The 25,743-nt window shown below is 54.7% G+C and carries 26 protein-coding genes and 1 tRNA gene; 12 read left to right on the top strand and 15 right to left on the bottom strand.

Features of this window, described 5'->3' with window-relative positions; translation table 11 throughout:
- The 5 genes from ruvA to aspS form a co-directional block, all read right to left on the bottom strand.
- Entirely contained in the window at window positions 1-612 is a 612-nt protein-coding gene (gene ruvA / locus GY169_RS09415) for a Holliday junction branch migration protein RuvA (RefSeq protein ID WP_064544698.1), read from the bottom strand.
- A gap of 81 nt (window positions 613-693) precedes the next feature.
- Window positions 694-1,215, bottom strand: coding sequence for a crossover junction endodeoxyribonuclease RuvC (gene ruvC / locus GY169_RS09410; RefSeq protein WP_064544692.1), 522 nt, complete (start codon window positions 1,213-1,215; stop codon window positions 694-696).
- A gap of 34 nt (window positions 1,216-1,249) precedes the next feature.
- Complete coding sequence (locus tag GY169_RS09405; protein WP_064544690.1) at window positions 1,250-1,993, bottom strand: YebC/PmpR family DNA-binding transcriptional regulator; 744 nt, start codon at window positions 1,991-1,993, stop codon at window positions 1,250-1,252.
- Window positions 1,994-2,021: 28 nt separating this feature from the next.
- The gene (gene nudB / locus GY169_RS09400) at window positions 2,022-2,465 is read right to left on the bottom strand and encodes a dihydroneopterin triphosphate diphosphatase (protein ID WP_167575568.1); all 444 of its coding nucleotides are present in this window, start codon (window positions 2,463-2,465) and stop codon (window positions 2,022-2,024) included.
- A gap of 1 nt (window position 2,466) precedes the next feature.
- A complete protein-coding gene (gene aspS / locus GY169_RS09395; protein WP_163447971.1) occupies window positions 2,467-4,254 on the bottom strand; it encodes an aspartate--tRNA ligase in 1,788 nt (595 codons plus the stop codon).
- A gap of 267 nt (window positions 4,255-4,521) precedes the next feature.
- On the opposite strand from aspS, the gene GY169_RS09390 reads away from it, so the two are divergent.
- Genes GY169_RS09390 through cmoB form a run of 5 tightly spaced genes read left to right on the top strand, consistent with a single transcriptional unit; the run spans window position 4,522 to window position 8,098 of the window.
- Complete coding sequence (locus tag GY169_RS09390; protein WP_167575567.1) at window positions 4,522-5,088, top strand: hydrolase; 567 nt, start codon at window positions 4,522-4,524, stop codon at window positions 5,086-5,088.
- Complete coding sequence (locus tag GY169_RS09385) at window positions 5,085-5,903, top strand: DUF72 domain-containing protein (RefSeq protein WP_167575566.1); 819 nt, start codon at window positions 5,085-5,087, stop codon at window positions 5,901-5,903. The genes GY169_RS09390 and GY169_RS09385 overlap by 4 nt, the downstream gene beginning before the upstream one ends.
- 51 nt (window positions 5,904-5,954) lie before the next feature.
- Window positions 5,955-6,350 (top strand): MAPEG family protein, encoded by a 396-nt coding sequence (locus GY169_RS09380; protein ID WP_064544680.1) that lies wholly within the window; start codon window positions 5,955-5,957, stop codon window positions 6,348-6,350.
- Between the two features lie 39 nt (window positions 6,351-6,389).
- Window positions 6,390-7,133: a carboxy-S-adenosyl-L-methionine synthase CmoA gene (gene cmoA, locus GY169_RS09375; protein WP_167575565.1), complete on the top strand. Its 744-nt coding sequence runs from the start codon at window positions 6,390-6,392 to the stop codon at window positions 7,131-7,133.
- The gene (gene cmoB / locus GY169_RS09370) at window positions 7,130-8,098 is read left to right on the top strand and encodes a tRNA 5-methoxyuridine(34)/uridine 5-oxyacetic acid(34) synthase CmoB (RefSeq protein ID WP_163447967.1); all 969 of its coding nucleotides are present in this window, start codon (window positions 7,130-7,132) and stop codon (window positions 8,096-8,098) included. Before cmoA ends, cmoB begins: the two co-directional genes overlap by 4 nt.
- Before the next feature lie 234 nt (window positions 8,099-8,332).
- Here the strand turns inward: cmoB and cutC are convergent, their stop codons facing one another.
- A complete protein-coding gene (gene cutC / locus GY169_RS09365; protein ID WP_167575564.1) occupies window positions 8,333-9,073 on the bottom strand; it encodes a copper homeostasis protein CutC in 741 nt (246 codons plus the stop codon).
- A gap of 74 nt (window positions 9,074-9,147) precedes the next feature.
- The gene (locus tag GY169_RS09360) at window positions 9,148-9,714 is read right to left on the bottom strand and encodes a VOC family protein (RefSeq protein ID WP_167575563.1); all 567 of its coding nucleotides are present in this window, start codon (window positions 9,712-9,714) and stop codon (window positions 9,148-9,150) included.
- 211 nt (window positions 9,715-9,925) lie between these two features.
- Between GY169_RS09360 and argS the strand changes: the two genes are divergently transcribed.
- Window positions 9,926-11,659 (top strand): arginine--tRNA ligase, encoded by a 1,734-nt coding sequence (gene argS / locus GY169_RS09355; protein WP_163447964.1) that lies wholly within the window; start codon window positions 9,926-9,928, stop codon window positions 11,657-11,659.
- Between the two features lie 74 nt (window positions 11,660-11,733).
- Here the strand turns inward: argS and GY169_RS09350 are convergent, their stop codons facing one another.
- The 4 genes from GY169_RS09350 to ycgZ all read right to left on the bottom strand — a co-directional run bounded on the left by GY169_RS09350 (window position 11,734) and on the right by ycgZ (window position 13,302).
- Window positions 11,734-12,294, bottom strand: a complete 561-nt coding sequence (locus tag GY169_RS09350) for a LuxR C-terminal-related transcriptional regulator (RefSeq protein WP_163447963.1) — start codon at window positions 12,292-12,294, stop codon at window positions 11,734-11,736.
- A 92-nt stretch (window positions 12,295-12,386) separates the two neighbouring features.
- Window positions 12,387-12,665: a biofilm development regulator YmgB/AriR family protein gene (locus GY169_RS09345; RefSeq protein ID WP_411908111.1), complete on the bottom strand. Its 279-nt coding sequence runs from the start codon at window positions 12,663-12,665 to the stop codon at window positions 12,387-12,389.
- A gap of 28 nt (window positions 12,666-12,693) precedes the next feature.
- Window positions 12,694-12,999, bottom strand: coding sequence for a hypothetical protein (locus GY169_RS09340; RefSeq protein WP_163447962.1), 306 nt, complete (start codon window positions 12,997-12,999; stop codon window positions 12,694-12,696).
- A gap of 63 nt (window positions 13,000-13,062) precedes the next feature.
- Window positions 13,063-13,302 carry a regulatory protein YcgZ gene (gene ycgZ / locus GY169_RS09335; RefSeq protein ID WP_163447961.1) on the bottom strand — a complete coding sequence of 80 codons (240 nt, stop codon included), beginning with the start codon at window positions 13,300-13,302 and terminating at the stop codon, window positions 13,063-13,065.
- A 327-nt stretch (window positions 13,303-13,629) separates the two neighbouring features.
- On the opposite strand from ycgZ, the gene GY169_RS09330 reads away from it, so the two are divergent.
- A complete protein-coding gene (locus GY169_RS09330) occupies window positions 13,630-14,850 on the top strand; it encodes a diguanylate phosphodiesterase (RefSeq protein WP_167575562.1) in 1,221 nt (406 codons plus the stop codon).
- 220 nt (window positions 14,851-15,070) lie between these two features.
- On the top strand, window positions 15,071-15,802 hold the full coding sequence (locus GY169_RS09325; RefSeq protein WP_167575561.1) for a MerR family transcriptional regulator: 732 nt from the start codon (window positions 15,071-15,073) through the stop codon (window positions 15,800-15,802).
- 29 nt (window positions 15,803-15,831) lie between these two features.
- On the opposite strand, the gene GY169_RS09320 is transcribed toward GY169_RS09325, so the two are convergent.
- On the bottom strand, window positions 15,832-16,737 hold the full coding sequence (locus tag GY169_RS09320) for a LysR family transcriptional regulator (protein WP_167575560.1): 906 nt from the start codon (window positions 16,735-16,737) through the stop codon (window positions 15,832-15,834).
- 114 nt (window positions 16,738-16,851) lie between these two features.
- Between GY169_RS09320 and GY169_RS09315 the strand changes: the two genes are divergently transcribed.
- The 4 genes from GY169_RS09315 (at window position 16,852) to mrdA (ending at window position 21,125) form a co-directional block, all read left to right on the top strand.
- The gene (locus GY169_RS09315) at window positions 16,852-17,712 is read left to right on the top strand and encodes a pirin family protein (protein ID WP_167575559.1); all 861 of its coding nucleotides are present in this window, start codon (window positions 16,852-16,854) and stop codon (window positions 17,710-17,712) included.
- A gap of 18 nt (window positions 17,713-17,730) precedes the next feature.
- Window positions 17,731-18,408 (top strand): isochorismatase family protein, encoded by a 678-nt coding sequence (locus tag GY169_RS09310; protein ID WP_163447956.1) that lies wholly within the window; start codon window positions 17,731-17,733, stop codon window positions 18,406-18,408.
- Between the two features lie 145 nt (window positions 18,409-18,553).
- Window positions 18,554-18,641, top strand: a tRNA-Ser gene (locus tag GY169_RS09305).
- Between the two features lie 612 nt (window positions 18,642-19,253).
- On the top strand, window positions 19,254-21,125 hold the full coding sequence (gene mrdA / locus GY169_RS09300) for a penicillin-binding protein 2 (protein WP_163449510.1): 1,872 nt from the start codon (window positions 19,254-19,256) through the stop codon (window positions 21,123-21,125).
- Between the two features lie 21 nt (window positions 21,126-21,146).
- On the opposite strand, the gene GY169_RS09295 is transcribed toward mrdA, so the two are convergent.
- The 3 genes from GY169_RS09295 to GY169_RS09285 form a co-directional block, all read right to left on the bottom strand.
- Window positions 21,147-22,715: an MFS transporter gene (locus GY169_RS09295; RefSeq protein WP_167575558.1), complete on the bottom strand. Its 1,569-nt coding sequence runs from the start codon at window positions 22,713-22,715 to the stop codon at window positions 21,147-21,149.
- A 232-nt stretch (window positions 22,716-22,947) separates the two neighbouring features.
- Window positions 22,948-24,087 (bottom strand): glycoside hydrolase family 105 protein, encoded by a 1,140-nt coding sequence (locus GY169_RS09290; RefSeq protein WP_167575557.1) that lies wholly within the window; start codon window positions 24,085-24,087, stop codon window positions 22,948-22,950.
- 4 nt (window positions 24,088-24,091) lie between these two features.
- Window positions 24,092-25,678, bottom strand: a complete 1,587-nt coding sequence (locus tag GY169_RS09285; RefSeq protein WP_163449513.1) for an MFS transporter — start codon at window positions 25,676-25,678, stop codon at window positions 24,092-24,094.
- Window positions 25,679-25,743 lie beyond the last annotated feature (65 nt).

Raw genomic sequence — 25,743 nt, 5'->3', positions numbered from 1 at the left:
TCATAGCGCTGCGCGGAGCGCTTCGCGGATCAATGTTTCGCTGCTGGCGTCCGGACGGGCAATTTTGCTCACCATCCGGCTGGCTTCCTGAGGTTTATAGCCCAGCGCCACCAGTGCGGCAACCGCTTCCTGCTCGGCGTCGTCGCTCTCCGGGCCAGCCGGTGAGGTCAGTACCAAATCGGCGGCTGGCGTAAAGAGGTCGCCGTGCAGGCCTTTGAAGCGGTCTTTCATCTCAACGATAAGACGCTCGGCGGTTTTCTTGCCAATCCCCGGCAGCTTGACCAGTGCGCCCAGCTCTTCGCGTTCAACCGCGTTGACAAACTGCTGCGCCGACATGCCGGAGAGAATAGCCAACGCCAGCTTCGGGCCGACGCCGTTGGTTTTAATCAGCTCTTTAAACAGGGTACGTTCCTGTTTGTTGTTGAAACCGTACAGCAACTGCGCGTCTTCACGCACCACGAAGTGGGTAAAGACAATCGCTTCCTGCCCGGCTTCCGGCAGCTCGTAAAAACAGGTCATGGGCATATGCACTTCATAGCCGACGCCGCCGGTTTCCAGAAGGACCAACGGGGGTTGTTTTTCGAGAATGATGCCTCTGAGTCTGCCTATCACGTGACGCTCCTGCGTTAAGGGCTGAAAAGGTAATGTACTATCATAAAAAAAGGCTGGATGTTTATCCAGCCTCATTTGTGATTATCGTAACCGCCCACGCGCTAAATTCAACCTGGCGTCACTCACCTGCATGGCGTTCTGGCTGACGTGGCAGTGGGTAATGGCGATAGCCAGCGCATCCGCGGCATCGGCCTGTGGGTTGGCGGGCAGTTTGAGCAACGTGCGCACCATATGCTGAACCTGGCTTTTTTCCGCGCTACCGATACCCACCACGGTCTGTTTGACCTGACGGGCGGCGTACTCAAAGACCGGCAGTTCCTGGTTAGTGGCGGCGACAATCGCCACCCCGCGCGCCTGCCCCAACTTAAGCGCCGAGTCGGCGTTTTTCGCCATAAAGACCTGTTCTATCGCGAAATAGTCCGGCTGGAACTGGGTGATAATCTCCGTCACGCCCGCGTAAATCAACTTCAGGCGCGACGGGAGATCCTCGACTTTGGTGCGAATGCAACCGCTGCCAAGGTAGGTCAACTGACGACCCACCTGGCGAATCACACCATAACCGGTGATGCGCGACCCCGGGTCAATGCCGAGAATAATAGCCATCACGCATCTCCTGTTATGTTAGGGTTCAGCCACCTCATTCTAAGGTAGCAGCAACCTCGTCAGAGATTTCACCGTTGTGGTAGACTTCCTGAACATCGTCACAGTCTTCCAGCATGTCGATAAGACGCAGCAGCTTCGGCGCGGTTTCCGCATCCATGTCCGCTTTGGTCGACGGAATCATTGAGACTTCAGCGGCGTCAGCTTTCAGACCTGCGGCTTCCAGCGCGTCGCGCACTTTTCCCATCTCTTCCCACGCGGTGTAAACGTCAATCGCGCCGTCATCGAAGGTCACCACGTCTTCTGCACCGGCTTCCAGCGCCGCTTCCATGATGACGTCTTCGTCGCCTTTCTCAAAAGAGATCACGCCTTTTTTGCTGAACAGGTAAGCAACCGAACCGTCAGTTCCCAGGTTGCCACCGGTTTTGCTGAACGCGTGACGCACTTCCGCAACGGTACGGTTACGGTTATCGGACAGACATTCAATCATCACCGCCGTGCCGCCAGGACCGTAACCTTCATAGATGATGGTCTCCATATTCGAGTCTTCATCACCGCCCACACCGCGCGCAATGGCACGGTTCAGGGTGTCACGGGTCATGTTGTTGGACAGTGCTTTATCCACCGCCGCACGCAGACGCGGGTTAGCATCCGGATCGCCGCCGCCCAGTTTGGCCGCCGTCACCAGCTCACGAATGATCTTGGTGAAAATTTTGCCGCGCTTTGCATCCTGCGCCGCTTTACGATGTCTGGTGTTGGCCCATTTACTATGACCTGCCATAAAAATATCTCCAAAAAACTTTGCCCTATCAGGCAGCGTTAATGACAAATTCTTCAATCGCCTGCCGGTTACTCCACGACTTGGTCAGCGCCGCCGCAACGGGCGCATCGAGCCATTGGTAGGCCAGGTGTTCAGTGAACACAATCTCCCGCTCGTGGGGCAGCGCAAGGCAGAACCAGGATTCCGTATTGCGCACCACGCCCGGCGCATAGCGATGTCGTAAATGTTGAAAAATTTCAAACTCCACCGTGCGCTGACAGTCCATCAAGGTCAGTTGCTCAGAAACAACGTCAATGGTGACCTCTTCCTTTACTTCGCGCATGGCGGCCTGCGACGCGGTTTCCCCCGCTTCCAGGCTGCCGGTAACCGACTGCCAGAACTCGGGGTCATCGCGTCGCTGCAGCATCAGCACCCGTTTACTGTCCTGGGCATAAATGACCACCAGAATAGAGACGGGCTGCTTGAATAGCATGTTACTCGTTCTCCGCCGACGCTTTCGGCTCTTTCGCTACAACCTGGATACCCAGCTCGCCCAGAGAGGCCGGATTGGCGAAGCTTGGCGCTTCGGTCATCAGGCAGGCAGCCGCGGTCGTTTTCGGGAAAGCGATAACGTCACGGATGTTGTCGGTGCCGGTCAGCAGCATGGTCAGACGGTCGAGACCGAATGCCAGACCCGCGTGCGGCGGCGTACCGTACTTCAGCGCGTCCAGCAGGAAGCCAAACTTCTCGCGCTGCTCTTGTTCGTTGATGCCGAGAATACCGAACACGGTCTGCTGCATGTCGCCACGGTGAATACGTACGGAACCACCGCCCACTTCGTAACCGTTGATCACCATATCGTAGGCGTTGGCGACTGCGTCTTCCGGTGCCGCTTTCAGTTCTTCGGCGGTCATGTCTTTCGGCGAGGTGAACGGGTGGTGCATCGCGGTCAGGCCGCCTTCACCGTCGTCTTCAAACATCGGGAAGTCGATAACCCACAGCGGCGCCCACATCGTTTCGTCGGTCAGATTCAGGTCTTTACCCAGCTTGAGGCGCAGCGCGCCCATCGCGTCGGCAACCACTTTCTTGTTATCCGCGCCGAAGAAGATCATGTCGCCGTCCTGCGCGCCAGTGCGCTCAAGGATAGCTTCAATGATGTCGGCGGTCAGGAATTTAGCGACCGGGCTGGTGATACCTTCCAGACCTTTGGCGCGTTCGGTGACTTTGATGTATGCCAGGCCTTTCGCACCGTAGATCTTCACAAAGTTGCCGTATTCGTCGATCAGCTTACGGGTCAGCGCAGCACCGCCCGGTACGCGCAGCGCAGCTACGCGGCCTTTCGGATCGTTTGCCGGGCCGGAGAAGACGGCGAATTCCACGTCTTTCAGCAGGTCAGCAACGTCCACCAGCTCCATCGGGTTACGCAGGTCCGGTTTGTCGGAACCGTAACGGCGTTCAGCTTCGGCGAAGGTCATGATTGGGAAGTCGCCCAGATCCACGCCTTTAATTTCCAGCCACAGCTGACGCACCATCGCTTCCATCACTTCACGCACCTGCGGGGCTGTCATGAAGGAAGTTTCCACGTCGATCTGGGTAAATTCAGGCTGACGGTCAGCACGCAGATCTTCGTCACGGAAGCATTTTACAATCTGATAATAGCGGTCGAAACCGGACATCATCAGCAGCTGTTTGAACAGCTGAGGCGACTGCGGCAGCGCGTAGAATTTACCTTTGTGAACGCGAGACGGTACCAGGTAATCGCGCGCGCCTTCCGGGGTCGCTTTGGTCAGCATCGGGGTTTCGATATCGAGGAAACCGTGATCGTCCATAAAGCGGCGCACGAAGCTGGTGATTTTAGCGCGAGTTTTCAGGCGCTGAGCCATTTCCGGACGACGCAGGTCGAGGTAGCGGTACTTCAGACGCGCTTCTTCGGTGTTGACGTGGTTAGAGTCCAGCGGCAGTGATTCTGAACGGTTGATGATAACCAGATCGGAAGCCAGAACTTCGATAGCGCCGGTTGCCATATCCGCGTTGATGTTCTTTTCGTCGCGCGCACGAACGGTGCCGGTTACCTGAATGCAGAACTCATTACGCAGTTCAGAGGCTAACTTCAACGCATCCGCACGGTCCGGATCGAAGAACACCTGTACGATGCCTTCACGGTCGCGCATATCGATAAAAATGAGGCTACCGAGATCACGACGGCGGTTGACCCAACCACACAGAGTCACCTGCTGCCCAACGTGGGACTGTCGAAGCTGTCCGCAATATTCTGTACGCATGAGATATCCCTTAACTTAGCCGTCGGCGGATTGTCGCCTGCCCTGCAGGCGTTACTGTCGCAGCTTTAGCTGAATGTCACTACTGGATGAAAAAAGGGGGCTATTATACTGGAAATTCTCGCTGACGATAAGCCCAGTGCGGTTTATACGCCTGTTTGCTGAACGCTTATTGCTTACGCTCACAAAAATTAACAATAATTATCCATTCGATCACCTGGCGACGATTGTAAGGTATGCCCCCGACAGCCCGCTTACAGAGGAAAAACCATGCTGAATTTAGTCGCAAACAAAACCGCTCTTGTCGTCATTGACTTGCAGGAAGGTATTCTGCCGTTCGCCGGCGGCCCGCATACCGCGAGCGACGTCGTGGCACGCGCCGCGCGTTTAGCCGAAAAATGCCGCGCCGCCTCTGCGCCGGTGGTGATGGTTCGCGTGGGCTGGTCCGCCGACTTTGCCGAAGCGTTAAAACAACCGGTTGACGCACAGGCCCCGGCAAAAGCGCTGCCGGACAACTGGTGGACCTACCCGGCGGAACTGAGTAAACAGGACAGCGATATTGAAGTGACCAAACGCCAGTGGGGCGCCTTCTACGGCACCGATCTTGAGATGCAGCTGCGTCGTCGCGGCATCGACACCATTATTCTGTGCGGCATTTCGACCAACATCGGCGTCGAGTCGACCGCACGTAACGCCTGGGAACTGGGCTTTAATCTGATCATCGCCGAAGACGCGTGCAGCGCCGCTTCCGCTGAACAGCATCAGGGCAGCATGACGCATATTTTCCCGCGCATCGCCCGGGTTCGCAGCACCGAGGAGATCCTGGCCGCCTTATGATTTATCTAGGGCTTCCCCAATGGTCGCACCCGAAATGGGGGCGACTGGGTATTACCAGCCTTGAACAGTATGCTCGCTTCTTCAATTGCGTAGAGGGCAACACGACGCTGTACGCGCTGCCAAAAGCCGAGATCGTCGCCCGCTGGCAGGCGCAGACGGACGATAACTTCCGTTTCTGCTTTAAGTTTCCGGCGACCATTTCGCATCAGGCAGCGCTGCGCCAGTGTGACGATCTCACGCAGGAATTTTTCCAGCGGCTATCGCCGCTCGCCGGGCGGATTGGTCAGTACTGGTTACAGCTTCCCGCGACCTTTGGGCCGCGCGACCTCCCCGCACTATGGGCTTTCCTCGACGGCCTGCCGAAAGATTTCCATTACGGCGTGGAAGTTCGTCATCCTGGCTTTTTCAGTAAAGGGGATGAAGAACGGCAGCTTAATCGTGGCCTGCACGAACGCGGGGTGAATCGCGTAATCCTCGACAGCCGCCCGGTGCATGCCGCGATCCCGCACAATGAAGCTATCATCGAGGCACAGCGTAAAAAGCCTAAGGTGCCGGTGCACGCCGTGGTCACCGCCGGGCAGCCGATGGTGCGCTTTATCGGCAGCGATAATATGGCGCAAAATCTGGCGATGTTTACACCGTGGCTGGAAAAATTGCCGCTATGGCAGCAAACCGCCACGCCCTATTTGTTCCTGCATACGCCGGATATCGCCCAGGCGCCTGAGCTGGTGGACGCTTTGTGGAATACGCTGCGCGCCGCCCTTCCCGACCTCGGCGAGGCGCCGGCAATACCACAACAATCTTCTCTTTTCTGACGTTCCTACCTATGATAATGAGTGCCATCTGCCAACAGAAAGGGAGTTTGTATGGTTAGCGCGTTGTATGCCGTGCTGGCGGCATTGTTGCTGATAAAGTTTTCCTTTGATGTCGTTCGCCTGCGTATGCTGTACCGCGTTGCCTACGGTGACGGCGGCTTTAGCGAGCTGCAGAGCGCCATCCGCATTCACGGCAACGCGGTGGAATACATCCCCATTGGCGTGGTACTGCTGCTGTTTATGGAAATGAACGGCGCTGAGACCTGGATGGTGCACATTTGCGGCCTGTTGCTGCTGGCCGGGCGGCTGATGCACTATTATGGATTCCATCATCGCCTCTTCCGTTGGCGGCGCTCCGGCATGAGCGCAACCTACATTTCGCTGTTGCTAATGGTGCTGGCGAACCTCTGGTATATGCCGTGGGAGTTGGTTTTCTCCCTTCATTAGCGCACAATACGCCGTTTTTATTTTTCCGGATTTCACCTTATGTCTGACCGCGACACGCTATTTTCTGCCCCGATCGCCCATCTTGGCGACTGGACTTTCGACGAACGGGTAGCCGAAGTCTTCCCGGATATGATCCAACGTTCCGTACCGGGCTACTCGAATATTATCTCGATGATTGGCATGCTTGCCGAGCGCTTTGTGCAGCCCGGCACGCAGGTCTACGATCTGGGATGCTCGCTGGGTGCGGCCACCCTCTCCGTACGCCGTAACATCGCCTATAACGACTGCCGTATTATCGCCGTCGACAACTCTCCCGCGATGATTGAACGCTGCCGCCGCCATATCGACGCCTACAAAGCGCCGACCCCGGTCGAGGTGATTGAAGGTGACATTCGCGATATTGAAATTCACAACGCCTCCATGGTGGTGCTGAACTTTACCGTGCAGTTCCTTGAACCCGCTGAACGTCAGGCGTTATTGAACAAAATTTATCAGGGGCTCAACCCTGGCGGCGCGTTGGTGCTGTCAGAGAAGTTCAGCTTCGAAGACGCGACCGTCGGCGAATTGCTGTTTAACATGCACCATGACTTTAAGCGCGCCAACGGCTATAGCGAGCTGGAAATCAGCCAGAAGCGCAGCATGCTGGAAAACGTCATGCTGACCGACTCCGTTGAAGTGCACAAAGCGCGTCTGCGCGAAGCCGGTTTCGAACACAGCGAGCTGTGGTTCCAGTGCTTTAACTTTGGCTCCCTGGTGGCACTGAAAGCAGGAACCCCGGCATGATCGAGTTCGGCAATTTTTATCAGTTAATCGCCAAAAGCCCGCTCTCCCACTGGCTGGAAACGCTGCCCGCGCAGATTGGCGCCTGGCAGCGCGATCAGCACGGTCTGTTTAAGCAATGGGCCAATGCCGTTGAATTTCTGCCAGAAATTCAGCCGTGGAAGCTCGACCTGCTGCACAGTGTCACCGCGGAAAGCGAAACGCCGCTGAGTGAAGGCCAGCGTAAACGCATTGATACCTTGATGCGTAATCTGATGCCGTGGCGTAAAGGGCCATTTTCACTGTATGGCGTTAACATCGACACCGAATGGCGCTCCGACTGGAAATGGGAGCGCGTATTACCGCATCTGTCTGACCTGAGCGGACGTACCATTCTCGACGTCGGTTGCGGCAGCGGTTATCACCTGTGGCGCATGATTGGCGCAGGAGCGCATCTGGCAGTCGGTATCGACCCGACCCAACTGTTCCTGTGCCAGTTTGAAGCGGTGCGTAAATTGCTGGGTAACGATCAACGCGCGCACCTGCTGCCGCTGGGTATCGAGCAGCTTCCGGCGCTGAAAGCGTTTGATACCGTCTTTTCAATGGGGGTGTTGTACCACCGCCGCTCGCCGCTGGAGCATATCTGGCAGTTGAAAGATCAGCTGGTCAGCGAGGGTGAGCTGGTACTGGAAACGCTGGTGGTGGAAGGCGACGAGAATACGGTGCTGGTGCCGGGCGATCGCTACGCGCAAATGCGCAACGTCTATTTTATTCCGTCCGCGCTGGCGCTGAAAAACTGGCTCGAGAAGTGCGGCTTTGTCGACGTACGCATCGCTGATATGAGCGTGACCACCACCGAAGAGCAGCGCCGCACCGAGTGGATGGTGACCGAGTCGCTGGCTGACTTCCTTGACCCGAACGACCCGAGCAAAACGGTGGAGGGCTATCCCGCCCCGCTTCGCGCGGTGCTGATTGCCCGGAAGCCATAACCCTATTTTCCGTTCTCAGGCACATTTTCTCCTAAATATTTCAGCCTGCAACAAGGCGGCGACGCAGCGAGTCCCCTGGAGCGTACATCAGTACGTGACTGGGGCGAGCGAGGAAAGCCAACGCAATGGCGGGTTGAAATATGACGGAGAAAAAAAGGCCCCTGTTTAATGGGCAGGGGCCTGGTACAAGCAAGCATCATATTGGGCGATATGACGCGCGGTAAAAAACGTTAGCTACTCATGCTGCGTGATGATCGCTTTCATTGCGGCCACTGCCGCGCCGTCGACGGCATAACGCGAATACTCATCAGCTTCAGGATCCGTTGACATTGACAATCCGGGGTTGCGATAACGCATGTCGGAGGGCAGCCATTGCCCCGCTGAACTGTGCACTTCTTTGACGCCTGCTTCCAGGAAGAGCGAAAGGTTGCTCGCTCTTACTCCTGCACCCGCCATAATGGTTGGAGTATCGTTACGGGCGATTAGTTCCCGAATTAATGAAATACCTTTTTCCGCCGATGGCTGTTGCCCCGAAGTCAGTATGCGGGCGACACCTAATTCCGCCAGTGCATCAGCAGCTTGCAGCGGATTCGCACACATATCAAACGCCCGGTGGAATGTCACCGCCAGCGGCCCCGCGGCTACCATAATTTGTCGCATCCGTGGGATATCGACCTGCCCTTCCGGGTTGAGCACGCCAATCACAACGCCGGGATACCCCAACGAACGAACCTGGCGAACATCTTCCAGCATGGCGGCAAACTCACCGTCGGTATAACAAAAATCACCGCCTCGCGGGCGAATAATGGGATGGATGGGTATCGTCACCCGTTGGCGCGTGGCTCTCAACACGCCGTACGACGGCGTCAGACCACCTTCCAACGGCGCGGCGCACAGTTCAATGCGGTCGGCCCCGTTCTGCTGCGCGATAACCGCGCATTCCGTGCTGTAACAGCAGATCTCCAGCAATGCCATGTTTCTCTCCCTTTTTCTCCAGCGTCCGATCATGCCACTGTTCCGTGCGACAGACCCCGCGTTAGCTCACATTGTTACACTGCCTGCTCACTGGCGACGATCTCTTCAATCGTCCACGGATGAAATTTTACCGTTACCTTGCCGTCAGTCACCGCCATGGTGGGGTTGGGCAAGCGTTCGCGTTCCCCTTTCGGCGAGCTGGTTTTCACCGAAATACCCGGCTGGCTCAGGCCGTCATCGGACAGCAACGCCAGCGCGCGGGCGTTAAGTTGCGCCGGTTCGCCCGGCAGGACGATTTCAATATGCTCCCAACCTTCATGGGGATAACGCTTCTCCCCCGGCCACGGCAGTTCAACGACCGTAAACTGCCAGTGCGCGACGCAGACCGGCTCATCAAGTTTGAACAGGCAGATGGGACGACCATTGATAATGTTTTCCGACAGCAGCGTACCGCACTGCTCGAAACCGGCTCGCCAGCGTTCGGCAGTGGCATTCTGATGGCAGCGTAACGAAATGTGGTCAGCGTTGAGCGGCGCAATATCCAGCCCCAATCGCCGGGCAAGCGCGCTGAGCGCCTCGGTGAAGCGCGGGAGATCCGCAGAAATATCCTGTAGCTGTGCCATCGTCTGCCAGTTTGCCATTTCAGCCCTACTCTTAATCAATGAAAAGGCTAATCTACCCTGTTGTTGGCGCTGAACCAACCTATGAGGCGGACAAGCGATTAATCCCTGTTCAGGCGGCGTTGGGCCAATGCTGACGGCATCCGGCAAATGCAGTATACTCCCGCCTTAATTTATCCACACCCGGCGCTGAGCCAGCATGGTGACGGCGTCTAAAACGTAAGGTATTCCGGTGAATATTCAGGCTCTTCTCTCAGAAAAAGTCAGTCAGGCCATGATTGCGGCAGGCGCACCTGCCGATTGCGAACCACAGGTTCGTCAGTCAGCAAAAGTACAGTTCGGCGACTATCAGGCTAACGGCGTGATGGCGGTTGCTAAGAAGCTGGGCATGGCGCCGCGACAACTGGCAGAGCAGGTACTGTCTCATCTCCAGCTTGATGGCATCGCCAATAAAGTGGAAATCGCCGGGCCGGGCTTTATCAATATCTTCCTCGATCCCGCCTTCCTGGCCGAGCATGTCACTCAGGCGCTGAAAAGCGATCGTCTGGGCATCGCGCAGCCGGAAGCGCAGACCATCGTGGTCGACTACTCCGCGCCAAACGTCGCCAAAGAGATGCACGTGGGCCACCTGCGCTCCACCATCATCGGCGACGCCGCGGTACGTACCCTTGAGCTGATGGGCCATAAAGTTATCCGCGCCAACCATGTCGGCGACTGGGGCACCCAGTTCGGTATGCTGATTGCGTGGCTGGAAAAGCAGCAGCAGGACAACGCCGGTGAAATGGCGCTGGCGGACCTTGAAGGTTTCTACCGCGATGCGAAAAAACATTACGACGAAGACGAAGCGTTCGCCGAGCGCGCGCGTAGCTACGTGGTGAAGCTGCAGGGCGGCGACGAATACTTCCGTAAAATGTGGCGTCAGCTGGTCGACATTACCATGTCCCAGAATCAGCTGACCTACGATCGCCTGAACGTGACGCTAACCCGTGACGACGTGATGGGTGAAAGCCTGTACAACCCGATGCTGCCGGGTATCGTAGCCGATCTCAAAGCCAAAGGTCTGGCGGTAGAGAGCGAAGGTGCAACCGTGGTGTTCCTTGACGAATTCAAGAACAAAGAAGGCGAGCCGATGGGGGTCATCATCCAGAAAAAGGATGGCGGATACCTGTACACCACCACCGATATCGCCTGTGCGAAATATCGCTACGAAACGCTGCACGCCGACCGCGTACTGTATTACATCGATTCCCGTCAGCACCAGCACCTGATGCAGGCGTGGACCATCGTGCGTAAAGCGGGCTACGTTCCGGATTCCGTGCCGCTGGAGCACCACATGTTCGGCATGATGCTGGGTAAAGACGGCAAGCCGTTCAAAACCCGCGCCGGCGGTACCGTGAAGCTGGCAGATCTGCTGGATGAAGCGCTGGAGCGCGCGCGTCGTCTGGTGGCAGAGAAGAACCCGGATATGCCGGCAGACGAGCTGGAAAAACTGGCTAACGCCGTCGGTATCGGCGCGGTGAAATATGCGGATCTCTCCAAAAACCGCACCACCGACTACGTGTTCGACTGGGACAATATGCTGGCCTTTGAAGGCAACACCGCGCCGTATATGCAATACGCCTATACTCGCGTGCTGTCCGTATTCCGTAAAGCGGAGCTGGAAGAAAGCGAGATCGTTAACGCTGCGGTTACCATTACCGAAGAACGTGAGGCCCAACTGGCCGCACGCCTGCTGCAGTTCGAAGAGACGCTGAACGTGGTTGCTCGCGACGGTACGCCGCACGTGATGTGTGCCTACCTGTACGATCTGGCCGGTCTGTTCTCTGGCTTCTATGAGCACTGCCCAATCCTCTCTGCCGAGAGCGAAGCGGTGCGTAATAGCCGCCTGAAGCTGGCGCTGCTGACGGCGAAAACGCTGAAGCTCGGCCTCGATACCCTGGGTATTGAAACCGTAGAACGTATGTAATTCGATGCAGATATGAAAAAAAGCCCGCGTCAGTACGCGGGCTTTTTTTATTCATCGGCCTGCCAGCAACAAACTCAATGCAACCGGTGACTCTCCGCCAGCCAATTTTTGAAGATGTCACTGTGCAGTTTGTGCATCAAATCCACGGCTCCACTACAGCCTATTTTTTTCATCAGCGACTGGCGTGCCTGGTAAACCGTTTTGATATGCAGATCCATCAGCTCACTCATATCGGCGATCCGTTTGCCTTGCTTAATTAAATCAATTAACAGCCGTTCACGTTGGCTTAAGGAAACCGACGATTTATACATTCGCGGCTCTTCTGTTTTATCAGCAATTGAAATAACAAACCGCTGCAATTCCTCAATGCTTGACCGCATTGGAAATTGATAAATAGATCCGTTATTCAGAAATTGAAAGAATGAGCTATCGGTCAGTAACACTATTTTCGTTGTTTGTAGATCATAATTATATTCGCGAACTTCACTGTATCTCTGCTCGGTTAAGAACACATAGCGAATTGTGTCATCCGCCAATGAGAACTGGGTAAAGATGCTCTCGAGCCCCTGCCTGAGATAATTATCCGAAAGCCAAAAATCGGCATGCTTTGTCCGTACATAGTCGTCTCTACGCATGATGAAGTTATCCAGTGAAGGCGAAACAGGGAAAGGTCGATAATAAATTATTGACCAACCGTTTAATATTTAACGATTATCGAACCTTATATTCAAATATCATCCATGGTATGACCCACAACAATCTCCAGCGTATTTCTAATCACGTCGGCCTGAACAATGTCTTCGGTAACCTCCAAACGCTGTACAAGGGATAAAATGATATTTTTATTATTAATGCATTCTCCCCGCATCAGAATATGGCGAATGATGGAACCTAAAACAACCGCTTCTTCAGCCAGCACTTCACCAGAGTGACGAAAATGGTCTGACAGAGAATGATCGCGTAACGCGCTGTAAATATCGGGTTGTTGAGTCATTGCTGCGTTCATTTTTTTCACCATTAATAAAAGTAAGGTCTCAGTGCACTTTTCCCTTTCCTGAGTTTAAGCTTGCGCTTTTACCCGATAACGATTGGACCACTTCCATCTGTCCACGCGTGATTTGCTGCTTCGTTTCCTGGTTTTTATCCATCAGTACCGCCTCAATATCAGCAATGACCGATGTATAGACACGGCGTCGACTCGCGTCGGTTTCGATCGCCTGCAGAGAACGCAGTTCGGTAAGTAGAGCCATCGAGTTTACCGGCGCCTTACGCTTGAGTAATAACAACACTGCCTGCCCAATAAGTTCGTCAGTCAGTTTCTCAATGTCACTTCGCTTCATTACTACGCTCTCTCTTTCGATTGTCCCTCGTTCGCAGCCGCGATCGAGGGTTGAGTACGCCATTCAGCGCTCAAAAAGCAGACCGATCAACGCGTTGTAGTGGCCTTTCTCCTTCTCGCACGAGGTTTTCTCCAGCCGACTCAGTAACTTCGTACAAAGCGCTTTACGGTTAAGGTGACGACCATCGTGCAGTATCTCGACCACAATCTGACCCAGCGTTTCCTGCTGCGTTGGCAAGCTGGCCTTATTGAAATACTGTGCAATGGCACCAGCCGTATCAAAAATGTAACCATTTTGCTGCATGTGTTTCTCCTGTACGAGATAAGTAAAAGATAAACAGAGTGTGATTAAACGATACAAAAAATTGTACACAAAATCTGTACAACCGAACAAATCATATTTAACAAAAAATGCTAATCTTTTATTTTCATATATTTAATGACATTTAATGCATCAGATAAATCGTAATATGTGTACACCAAATCACGAGGATAGTTTGACGCCAGTGGGCTCAGTTATTTCCAGAAAGACATAAGATGCTTAAAAGGTAAAAACCATGTTAATTTAATGTGTTAAGCGCAGCGTAATCTGGTAGGGTTAGAGGACATTCCCCTCCTATGCCGGAAAATCATGCTCACCACTATTATCTACCGCAGTCATCTTCGTGATGATGTTCCGGTAAAAGCGCTCGAAAGTATGGTCGCCGACGCCAATATCAAGAATAATCGTGCAGATGTAACGGGGATCCTGTTATTCAACGGCACCCACTTTTTCCAGCTACTTGAAGGCCCTGAAGAGAACGTAAAAGCGATTTATCACGCTATCTGTGCAGATAACCGTCACTACAATGTGGTTGAACTTCTCTGCGATTACAGCCCCTCAAGGCGCTTTGGTATGAGGGGAATGGAGCTTTTCGATCTGCGCGAACACGGAAGGGATGAGGTATTACAAGTTATTCTTGATAAGGGAACCTCACGCTATCAACTGACCTATCGCGATCGTGCGTTGCAGTTTTTCCGGACTTTCGTGGAAGCCATCGAAAAAGAGAATTACTTCGAAATCCCCTCTGCCGATAGTTGGGATTTTATTGCGACTGAACGCACTCGACGCCTTTCTCCTCAACAGTTAAACCCCGAGGCCAGCTGCGGTTTTGCCTTTCAGCCGATCATCGACCCTCTCGCTCGTGAAGTTATCTCCCTTGAAGGGCTGCTACGCACCACCTCTGGCGACTCACCGCAGGTCTATTTCGCTGGCCTGAGCAGCGATGAGATCTATCTGGCAGATTTACATAGCAAAAAGACGGCTTTTGCGCTGGCCGCGGCGTTGGATCTGGGCGACTGCACTCTGTCCGTCAATATTTTGCCGATGACGCTGGTCAACGTGCCGGATGCGGTCGAAATATTGCTTCAGGCCATCGCCGAGAATCATCTCGTTCCTGAGCAGATCATCGTGGAATTCACTGAAAGCGAAGCCATTTCCCAGTTCGATGGCTTTAGCCGCGCGGTACGCGCGTTGAAAGGCGCGGGGATAAGTGTCGCTATCGATCACTTTGGCGCGGGATTCGCAGGCCTGCAGCTGCTCGCGCAATTTCAACCCGACAGAATTAAGATCAACCGCGACCTTATTCAGGATGTACACAAAAGCGGGCCACGTCAGGCCATTATTCATGCCATTATTAAATGCTGTACTTCGCTTGAAATTGGGGTATCCGCAGTGGGCGTGGAAAAGGCAGAAGAGTGGATGTGGCTGGAGTCAGCTGGCATCACGGAATTCCAGGGCCATTTGTTTGCATCCCCCTGTTTTCACGGCTTCCCCGCCGTGGCATGGCCTGAGAAAAAAACTGAATTGTAACCGCATATGTTCCCCTGTCACCGCCAGGTGGCAGGCGTAAGGCTATCATTTTCTCCTTTATATCAACGAGATAATTTGTTCCTCTTCACATCCCGACCATATTAGGGCTTTTCTCTCTTCGCTTGATTAAAAACCAGCTGTACAATAAATTATAAATTGTACAATTGGTACCGATACGTAATTATTTCACGAGACGTACAAGCTTAGAGATGAGGGCTGAATGGGATTTTACAGCATAGGCGATGTCGCCGAACGATGTGGTATCAACCCTGTCACCCTACGAGCCTGGCAACGTCGCTATGGGTTGTTGAAACCCCAAAGAAGTGAAGGTGGGCATCGCCAGTTTGACGAGGAGGACATCCAGCGTATCGAAGAGATAAAACGCTGGATTAAGAACGGCGTACCGGTGGGCAAAGTGAAAGCCCTGCTGGAACAAAGTAAGGTCACGGCCCACGACGACTGGTTGACGCTGCAGGAAGAAATGATGGCGGCGCTTCGCTTTGCGCATCCCGCCAAACTGCGGGCTAAAATCCGCGCCCTGAGCCGCGAACACGCTTCTGGCGACCTGATCGACCACGTTTTTATCCCCGTCCGCCAGCGCATCAGCCTCGATCAAAATACCGCGCGCATCATGTGTAGCCTCCTTGACGGTGTTCTGATTGAGTTTGTCTGTTCCTGCCTCGCCGAAGCGCGTAAAAAAGCAGGGAAAGATGCACTGCTTATCGGCTGGGATACCGAAGACCGCACCCGTCTGTGGCTTGAAGCCTGGCGTCTGTCTCAGCAAGGCTGGCATATTGCCGTGCTCGCTGAACCCCAGGAATCTCCTCGCCCGGAGCTGTTTCCCGGACAGCAGCTGATTGTCTGGACCGGCATCACGCCAACCCGTCGGCAACAGGAGCTATTACAGCACTGGCGCGAGCAAGGTTATTCCCTGATTTTTCACCATGTATGATTTACCGGTGGCAGACTGCCGACGGTAATTTACTCCTCAGTCATCTGCGCATACTCGTCACTGAGAAAATCCACCAGCGCCCGCACGGCTGGCAATAGCCCTCTGCGTGAAGGAAATACCGCGTGAATCACCTCGCGTTTCGGCTCCCAGTCGTCCAGTACACGAACCAGCGTGCCATTTGCCAACTGCTCTCGGGCCATCAGGATCGGCAGTTGCACTACGCCAACCCCCGCAACAGCGGCTTCGCGCAGCGCCAGCATATCGCCAGTAATCAGGCGCGGCGTGAAATGGACCTCTGCTTTTGCTCCTTCCGGCCCACCGAGTAACCACTTATGAACATGCTTTCCGGCCGCCATACTCAGCCCCGGCCAGCGGCTGAGCTCATCCGGCGAGCGGGGTTTACCCAAGGACGCCACCAGCGACGGGCTAGCCACCAGGCAGTGTCCGCGATCGGCCAGCACACGCATGACCAGATCGCTATCGTCAAAAGGCCTGGGTCGAACGCGAATCGCCACATCGATGCCCTCCGCCACGAGATCAACCCGCCGATTGGTGGCTTCAAGCTGAATCTGTATGCCGGGATAGCGCATCATAAAGCGCGCCAGCATCGGACCGACGTGAACATGCAGCAGTGTAACCGGACAGGTCAACCTGACGCTGCCGCGCGGTTCAGCCTGTAGCACCGCAATTGCCTCCTGTGCCGCCTCTGCTTCAATCAGCATCGCTTTACAGTGCTGATAAAAGGTCTGGCCGACCTCGGTCACCGTAAACTGCCGGGTCGTGCGATGAATCAAACGTACGCCGAGCTGTTCTTCCAGCTGGGCAATACGGCGACTGAGTTTCGATTTGGGGATATCCAGCGCCCTACCCGCCGCCGCGAAACCGCCGTGATCGACCACGCGGACAAACCACGCGAAATCATTGAGATCCTGCATATCCACTCCATTGTTCTATTTTTGCAACAGTGTAGGCCATTTTTGCCATCTACCGGGAATTTAATCCTGAATATAAGCTAATCCACATCAACGCTCACTCCCCAGGAGAAACAGATGAAAAAGATTACAGGTGTTTATACCGCGCCACGTCCGCACTGGGTGGGCGATGGCTTCCCGGTACGTTCGCTCTTTTCGTATCAGTCGCACGGCGAAAGCCTGAGCCCATTTTTACTGCTCGACTACGCCGGGCCGCACAGCTTCCCGGCAGATGGCGCAAAGCGCGGCGTCGGCGAGCATCCGCACCGTGGTTTTGAGACGGTCACTATCGTCTACGCCGGCGAAGTGGAACACCGTGACTCCACCGGTAAAGGCGGGGTTATTGGCCCAGGCGACGTACAGTGGATGACGGCAGGCGCGGGAATTCTGCATCAGGAGTTTCACTCGGCGGCGTTTGCCAATCGCGGTGGCGAACTGAAGATGATTCAGCTGTGGGTCAACCTGCCGGCAAAAGACAAAATGACTGCGCCGGGCTATCAGAGCATTGAAGCCGCAGCCATTCCTGTGGTCGATTTGCCAGACGACAGCGGATCGCTGCGGGCAATCGCCGGACGTTACGCCGACGCCACGGGTCCGGCCCGCACCTTCTCAGCGCTTAACGTCTGGGATATGCAGCTTAAACAGAATAAAGAGACCACCTTCACGCAGCCCGATGGCTGGAGCACCGCGCTGGTCGTACTGGAAGGCAGCGTCACGGTCAACGGTGAAAGCACCGTGCAGGAAGCGCAACTGGTGGTATTCAGCCATCAGGGTGAACGTGTGCATCTGCACGCCAACAGCGATGCGAAAGTGCTGGTACTGGCTGGCGAACCTATTAATGAACCGATTGTTGGTTACGGCCCTTTCGTGATGAACAGTCAAACCGAAATCGCTGAAGCTGTACGCGATTTTAACTCCGGCCGCTTTGGTCAAATATAAACAACAGAGGTGAAAGGAATGTCTACTCCCGCTAATTTCAACGGTGCACGTCCGGTTATTGATGTGAATGATACCGCAATGCTGTTAATTGACCATCAAAGCGGTCTGTTCCAGACGGTTGGCGATATGCCAATGCCTGAGCTGCGCGCACGCGCCGCGGCGCTGGCGAAGATGGCGACGCTTGCCGGGCTGCCGGTGATCACCACCGCTTCCGTACCACAAGGGCCAAATGGCCCCTTGATTCCGGAAATTCATGAAAACGCGCCGCATGCGCAATACATCGCGCGTAAAGGCGAAATCAACGCCTGGGATAACCCGGAGTTCGTCGCCGCGGTGAAAGCGACCGGCCGTAAAACGTTGATTATCGCCGGCACCATCACCAGCGTCTGCATGGCGTTCCCGGCGATTGCCGCCGTCGCTGACGGTTATAAGGTGTTTGCGGTGATCGATGCCTCCGGCACCTACAGCAAAATGGCGCAGGAAATCACGCTCGCCCGTGTAGTGCAGGCCGGTGTCGTACCGATGGATACCGCAGCCGTCGCTTCCGAGCTACAGCGGACCTGGAACCGTCCGGACGCCGCCGAATGGGCCGAGATTTACACCAAAGTCTTCCCGGCCTATCAGCTGCTTATCGAAAGCTACACGAAAGCGCAGGATGTGGTGAAGAATAGCGAACAGCTTGATTCCCAGCGCTAATCGCCACTCCCCCGCTGTTTTTCGCGGGGGAGTGCTCAATGCTTAACCGAACGGAAAAGAATGCATAAATTATGCTTGACCGTTTCAGGTCAACTCCCTATAGTAGCGCCCCGTTGACCACCTACGGTGAGCAGCGAAACAATATGGTGAGGTGTCCGAGTGGCTGAAGGAGCACGCCTGGAAAGTGTGTATACGGCAACGTATCGGGGGTTCGAATCCCCCCCTCACCGCCATATTTTAAGAAGAGCTCGTACGCAAGTACGGGCTTTTTTTTTCGCATGTTGCACGTCTGCGGGGGGATGAGAATCCCCGACCGGGGTTCGACAACTGGCGAAAGCCAGTTGGACAGACCGGGCGCGCAGCGAACGGGCTGCCCCGAAGGGGCGAGCGAAGCGAGTCAATCCCCCCCTCACCGCCATATTCGAGAGAGAGCTCGTACGAAAGTACGGGCTTTTTTTTCGCATGTTGCACGCCTGCGGGGGGATGAGAACCCCCGACCGGGGTTCGACAACTGGCGAAAGCCAGTTGGACAGACCGCGAACGCAGTGAGCGGGCTGCCCCGAAGGGGCGAGCGAAGCGAGTCAATCCCCCCTCACCGCCATCTTTGAGAAAGAGCTCGTACGCAAGTACGGGCTTTTTTTTCGCATGTTGCACGCCTTCCCACTCCATATCTAAAGAAGCATTCATCTACAATGACCGGTTTTTTGGCCTTATTCCCCTTCTCCCGCGCAATTTGTTACAAAACACAAGGAATGACACATTTCCAGGAGGGATGGTACATTTTTTGCCTGTCATGCCAGTAACCTCTCCGTATCATTAGGCGGCTTATACACTGGGTACCGTTCATGACATTTCGAGATTATGAAGCGGAGAGAAAACTCTTTCTGCGTCGCGCGCTAGTGGCCTTTGGCCTGGTCGTCATCTGCTTTAGCATATTGATTTTCAACCTGTATCATCTCCAGGTTGATGAACACGACTACTACACCACCCGTTCGGACGCCAACGACATCAAAATGCTGCCGGTCGCGCCGACGCGCGGCATCATCTACGATCGCAACGGCATTCCACTGGTCAAAAACGTGACCTGGTACGATATTTCTGTTACGCCCTATAAAGTCAGTAATATGGATGCCCTGCTGCGCCAGTTGACGCCCCTTGTCGACCTGACGCCAGATGATATCGAGCAATTCCACAAGGCATTAAAATCGAGCAGCCGCTATCGCCCGGTAGTGCTGAAAAACGCGCTGACCGACGTCGAAATTGCCCGTTTCTCCGTGAATCAGTTCCGTTTCAGCGGCGTGACCATAGACAGTTATGAGGACCGTCAGTATCCGTATGGTGCCGAATTGGCGCACGTACTGGGGTACGTGTCGAAAATCAACGATACCGATCTCAAAACGCTGGATAAAGAAGGGATTGCCGAGAACTATGCCGCCGACCACAACATTGGTAAGCAGGGTATCGAGCGTTATTACGAAAACGAGCTGCACGGAAAAACCGGCTATCAGGAAGTGGAAGTGGATAACCACGGGCGCATCGTTCGTCTGTTAAAAGACGTGCCGCCGGTGGCGGGTAAAGATATTCACCTCACGCTGGATCTGCATCTACAAGAGTATATTGAGAGCCTGCTGGTTGGCCAACGCGCCGCCGTACTGGTGGAGGATCCGCACGACGGTTCCGTGTTGGCGATGGTCTCTAACCCAAGCTATGACCCCAACCCCTTCGTCAAAGGTATCAGCTATCAGGACTACAACACGCTGTTGCAGGATAAGGATCTGCCGCTGATTAACCGCGTGACCCAAGGGTTGTACCCGCCCGCCTCAACCGTCAAACCTTATATGGCGATGTCGGCGCTGCTCGACGGCGTAATTAGCCCACAAACCAGCTTCTTCGGCGCGCCGACCTGGACCCTGCCGGGGACTCAGCGCCATTACCGCGACTGGAAGAAAACCGGTCACGGTATGCTCGACGTGACCAAAGCGATTGAAGAGTCTGCCGACACCTTCTTTTATCAGGTGGCGTATATGATGGGTATCGACCGCATTCATAATATGCTCAGCCAGTTCGGCTACGGCAAGCCAACCGGCATCGATCTTGATGAAGAGTACAACGGTCTGTTGCCTAGCCGCAGCTGGAAAGAGCGGGTGCATAAAAAAGCGTGGTATCAGGGGGATACGATCTCGGTCGGCATCGGGCAAGGCTACTGGATAGCCACGCCAATTCAAATGGTGAAAGCGATGGTGGCGCTGCTCAATAATGGTCGCGTCATTCCCCCTCACCTGCTGAAGGACGAGGAGTCCGGCAACACGGTGACACCCTATCGGGAACCCAAAAATGAAACGCAGATTGCCAGCGCCTCTTCACCTTACTGGAATCTGGTACGCCAGGCGATGTTCGGCATGGCGAATGCACCCAACGGCACCGGCTACAAATTCTTCCACACCGCGCCGTACGGTATTGCGGCTAAAAGCGGCACCTCTCAGGTATTTAGCCTGAAGGAGAACCAGACCTATAACGCGAAGATGATTCCAACGCGCCTGCGCGACCATATTTTTTATACCGCCTTTGCGCCGTATAAAAATCCACAGGTGGCCGTGGCGCTGGTGCTGGAAAATGGGGGGAGTGACGGCGTGGTCGCGGCGCCGGTAATGCGCCAAATCCTCGACCATCTTTTTGCCCCCCAGAACGGTCAGCCGCAGCCGCCGTCCCAGGGGTAAGAGGCGTGAACGTCGGGTGCCTTAGCGCCCGGCGGAAACTGCTTCCACAACAACAGGGGCGTCGTCGTTTTTAAACAGCGGACTATTGCCCCAGCACTCTTCGTAGCGGTGCCCTACCAGGTCTTCCACCACCGCACGGACTTCCGGGGTAATATCCTCAAGCTTGCCGCCTGCTTTAATACGCGCGACTTCCTGCAACACCACTTTGTGCGTTTCGCGATCCAGCTTCATCTGTTTACTGAAGACAATCGCCATCAGCGCCAGCAACGCTACACCGCCGCAGAACACCACCGCAATCGCGTTAACTGCACTTTCCGGCTGTACGTGGGCTTTTGACTGGAAGCCGTAGTAACTGAGGATGGCCCCCATCACAAACACGATAATCGAACGCAGAATCTTGCCGGAGAAGGTCATCGCGCCGGCATAGATGCCCTCACGGCGACGGCCGGTATAGACTTCATCAACGTCGGCGAGGAAGGTGTAAACGGTCCACGGAATGTAGTACACGCCGCCGGTCCCCAGGCCGAAAATGATCGTGATGCCGAACATCAGAATGGTCGCCAGATGCACCGGCAGATGGAAGAACCACAGCGAGGTATAGAGCAACACGGCGAAGATAACGATGCTCAACGCAATAATGTACGGCTTGCTGAAGCCTTTTTTCACGCACAGGCCGATAAACAGCGCCGTGGAGATCAGCTGCAGAATAGAGTTAAGGCTGTTCAGCCCGGCAACCATCGCCGGATCGTGCTGGAGAACGAAAATAACAAAGTAGGTAAAAATGGAGGCAAACAGCCACTCGGCGCCAAAGCCGCACAGGTACATGCCCAGATGCTTACGGAATACGCGCAGATAGAAGGTTGAGCGCATATCTTTCGCCAGCGACAGCAGCGTATTCAGCAAACCGGTTTTCGCCTGCACTTCCGTCTCTTCTTCGCGCGGACGTTCCCAGCTGTTGTACCACAGGCAGGCCACCGCCGCGATCAGGATAACGCCGTAGGTTAAGCCAGTCAGGAAGAACGGGGTCGCTGAATCTTTGCCGTACAGCAGAATGAACTGCCCCGGAATAAAGGCGGCGAGGAAGTTGGCCAGTTTGCCGAAAATCGCTTTATAGCCTGTCAGCTTCGAGCGCAGCGCGAAGTCGTCGGTCATTTCGGTGGCTAATGTTTCATACGGCACCATGACGGAGGTATAAATAATCTCGAACATCACATAGGTGCACAGGTAGTACCAGAAACTCAGCCCTTCCACCCACAGCAACGGGTAGAACATCATCAGCGGAATGCCGATCAGCAGGAAGAAGCGGCGGCGGCCAAAGCGCTTACCGAGGCGCGTTTTGCCGAAGTTATCGGTGAGGTAACCCATCAGTGGGTTACTGATGGCGTCAATGACGCTGGCGACGGAGAAAATAAACGCGGCTTCGATTAACGTCAGTCCGCAGAAGGTGGTGTAGAAGTACAACAGCCACGCGCCGCTGATCGCCAGCGCGCCGCTACCTAAGAGGTTTCCGCCTCCGTATGCCAATTGATGGCGCAGATTGACAGGTCTTCCCTGCAGCCCGTGGGGGGCTGAAGCCGTATTTCTTGCCATGAAAAATAAACCTCGTGTTTTATTATTTTGAAACACTGTTTTTATATTCTTATGGCGGCGGGTTAAATGTGAGCTATATCACTAATGTCATTACGGCTATTACCCATCACACAGGAATGCGATCCACTTAAAAATTTTTTATAACCAAAAGTGAAAATTTCAAAAAATTTTGATTAGGCGGGTAATAAAAAACCCGGCAACTGACGCTGCCGGGTGGCTGAAGAATGAGAACTTAGAAGAACTTACGTAAATACTCGGTCAGGCACAGGATCGCCATCGCCTGCCCGTACGGCATAGAGGTCAGCGGGATTTCGCGGTAGAAATCGAGGTTAGACCCCATCCCGGTACCGAAGGAGGTTTGCAGCAGTTCGCCTTCCGGAGATACGTGCTTCACAATGCCTTTGATCGCTTTTTCCGCAACGCTCGCATACTCCTGGCCGACGTAGCGCTTGCGCACCGCTTTCAGAATACCGTAGGCAAAACCGGCAGTCGCCGACGCTTCCAGATAGGAGTTCGGATCGTCCAGCAACGTGTGCCACAGGCCACTCTCATCCTGACATTTCGCCAGCGCGGCAATCTGTGCGTTCAGCACCTGCACCAGGTAACGACGCGTCGCGTTGTTTTCCGGCAGATCGACCAGCTCAAGGAAGTCTGGGATCACGATGGTCAGCCAGCTGTTGCCGCGCGCCCAGCGGGCGTTGGCAAAGTTGTGGTTGCCTTCGTAGCTCCAGCCGTGGAACCACAGGCCGGTTTCCCGGTCCATCAGATTCTGCACGTGCAGCAGGAACTGATACACCGCCTCTTCCACGTATTCCGGGCGATTCAGCAGCTTACCGATTTTCGCCAGCGGCAGCACGGTCATCATCAGCGTGTCATCCCACATCTGCTGATGGTTTTCCTCCGCCAGGGTAATGTGCTGCATGCCGCCGTGTTCGGTGCGCGGCATCTCGTTCATTGCCCATTCCGCCCAGCTATCGAGCCACGGCAGGTACGCCGGATTACCCGTCTCTTCATAGCGATAGGCCAGCGTCAGGAACGGCGCCATGGTGTTGACGTTTTTGGTGGTCGCGCCCTCGGCAAAACGGTCAGCAAACCAGTTGTCGATAATATCGCGCATCGCCACATCGCCGGTCTGCTGGTAGTACTGATAAATACCGTACAGACCTACGCCATGCGTCCATTCCCAGCCCGCCCATCCTTTGGTATCAATGATACGGCCATCGTCCAGGCGCAGCAGAAATTGGCCGGTTTCATCCTTGATATTCACCAGATTGTTCGTCACCGTCTGAATCAAGGCTTTCAGCTCTTCCCGGGAGATAAAGCGCTCCGGCTGTCGTAATAATGGGCTATGTTTGACGGGCCAAACTTTCATATTCTTAACCTCTGTTGTAAGTCGAATTCAATGTTGCAGCCTGCTTCAGTGAAGGTGCAGCAGGTTTGTTACGATTCAGGTAGCCAATGTTGTTGTTGCCCCACAGGGATTCATAAGGCATCCCCGCCAGCATCTCGACCGTAGCGCGCGCTTGCGGCGTGACGGTCTCCGGCACCACGTGGCCAGACGCCCGCATTTTCGCGGTCTCTTCACGCAGCACGCTGTGAGTTTTCAGGTTCAGCTTAAAGCGCAGGGAAACGAGGAAGCCTAACGCCAATACGATGATGGTACCCATGCTGAGGATCATCAGGATGGTATGGCTGACTTCAGGCGGCTGCGTTTTCTGGCCGGACACAAAGCCAGACAGCTGCATGATGATCCCCACCAGCATGACCGCACCGGCCTGAGAGGCTTTGCGGGTCAGGGTCATGATGCCGGCGAAGATCCCTTCGCGACGCTGACCGGTGATCACTTCATCGACGTCAGAAATATAGGTGTAGGTGTTCCACGGGACATAGTTGATGCCCCCGCGCCCCAGACCTGCGATAGCGGAGATCAGCAGCAGCAGCGAGTAGATGTCGCTCATGCCTGCATAGTACAGCGCGGCATAGGAGAAAGACCCCAACCCAAACAGGACGACAACCATACGGTAGGACGGCGCCGGTCCGAAGCGGATGCACAGCGGGATCATGGCGATAACGGCAATGAACTGGAAAATCGCCATCGTGCCCAGCAGGTTAGAAGCCACGGAAGCTTCCTGCATCAGCACAAACACCACGTAGTAGGTAAAGACGGCGTTGAACACGTCCTGGGCAATATAGCCGCCGAGGTACATGCCCAAATGCTGGCGGAAAATCTTAATGCGCAGCGTGGAGCTCAGTTCGACAAACAGGCGGTTCATGCTCTGACCAAAGGTCAGGTGCTTTTTCTCTTCTTCCGCCTTCAGGGCTGCCGCTGTCCACTCTTCACGCGGGCGTTCCCAGGTGAAGAACCAGACGAAGGTCAGCATCAGCGCGCACAGTACGGAGAACACCAGGCTGGCATAGAAGAAAGAGATAGCGTTGTCTTTACCAAAGTGAGTCAGCAGGATACCCGGCAGGAAAGAGGCCAGAATGGCGGACATCTGCGCCATACCGATACGCGCGCCGGAGAACTTGGTTTTCTGTTTGAAGTCGTCGGTCATTTCCGGTACCAGCGTTTCGTACGGCACCAGAATCATGGTGTAGACCACGTCAAAAATCAGATAGGTCAGGAGGTAATACCAGAAGCCCATGTCCCCTATCCACATAAAGGAATAGCTGAACACGCAAGGAATACCCAACAGAATAAAGAACTTACGGCGACCGAAGCGTTTACCCAACCACGTGGAGCCGAAGTTGTCGGTCAGGAAGCCCATTAACGGACTGACCACCGCATCCAGAACCCTGGCGGTGGCGAAGATAAAGGTCGCCTCAATGGGGCTTAACCCGCAGAAAGTGGTATAGAAATAGAGAAGCCATGCAGCGGTCAACGCTGTCGTACCCGCGCCGAGAAAATCTCCCGACCCGTAGGCGAAGTAATTCACCAGTCCTATTTTTCGCGTTCTATTCATTAGCCGTCAATCCTGTGCTTTTTATTATGAATCTCCTTCCCTCGCTAAGGCTGAGACAAAAGGAG

It is taken from the genome of Kluyvera genomosp. 3, assembly GCF_011765685.1.
In the GTDB taxonomy this organism is placed as follows: domain Bacteria; phylum Pseudomonadota; class Gammaproteobacteria; order Enterobacterales; family Enterobacteriaceae; genus Kluyvera; species Kluyvera georgiana_A.
The sequence above is the reverse complement of the archived record's forward strand: the minus strand, read 5'-3'. Positions and strand labels throughout refer to the sequence as shown.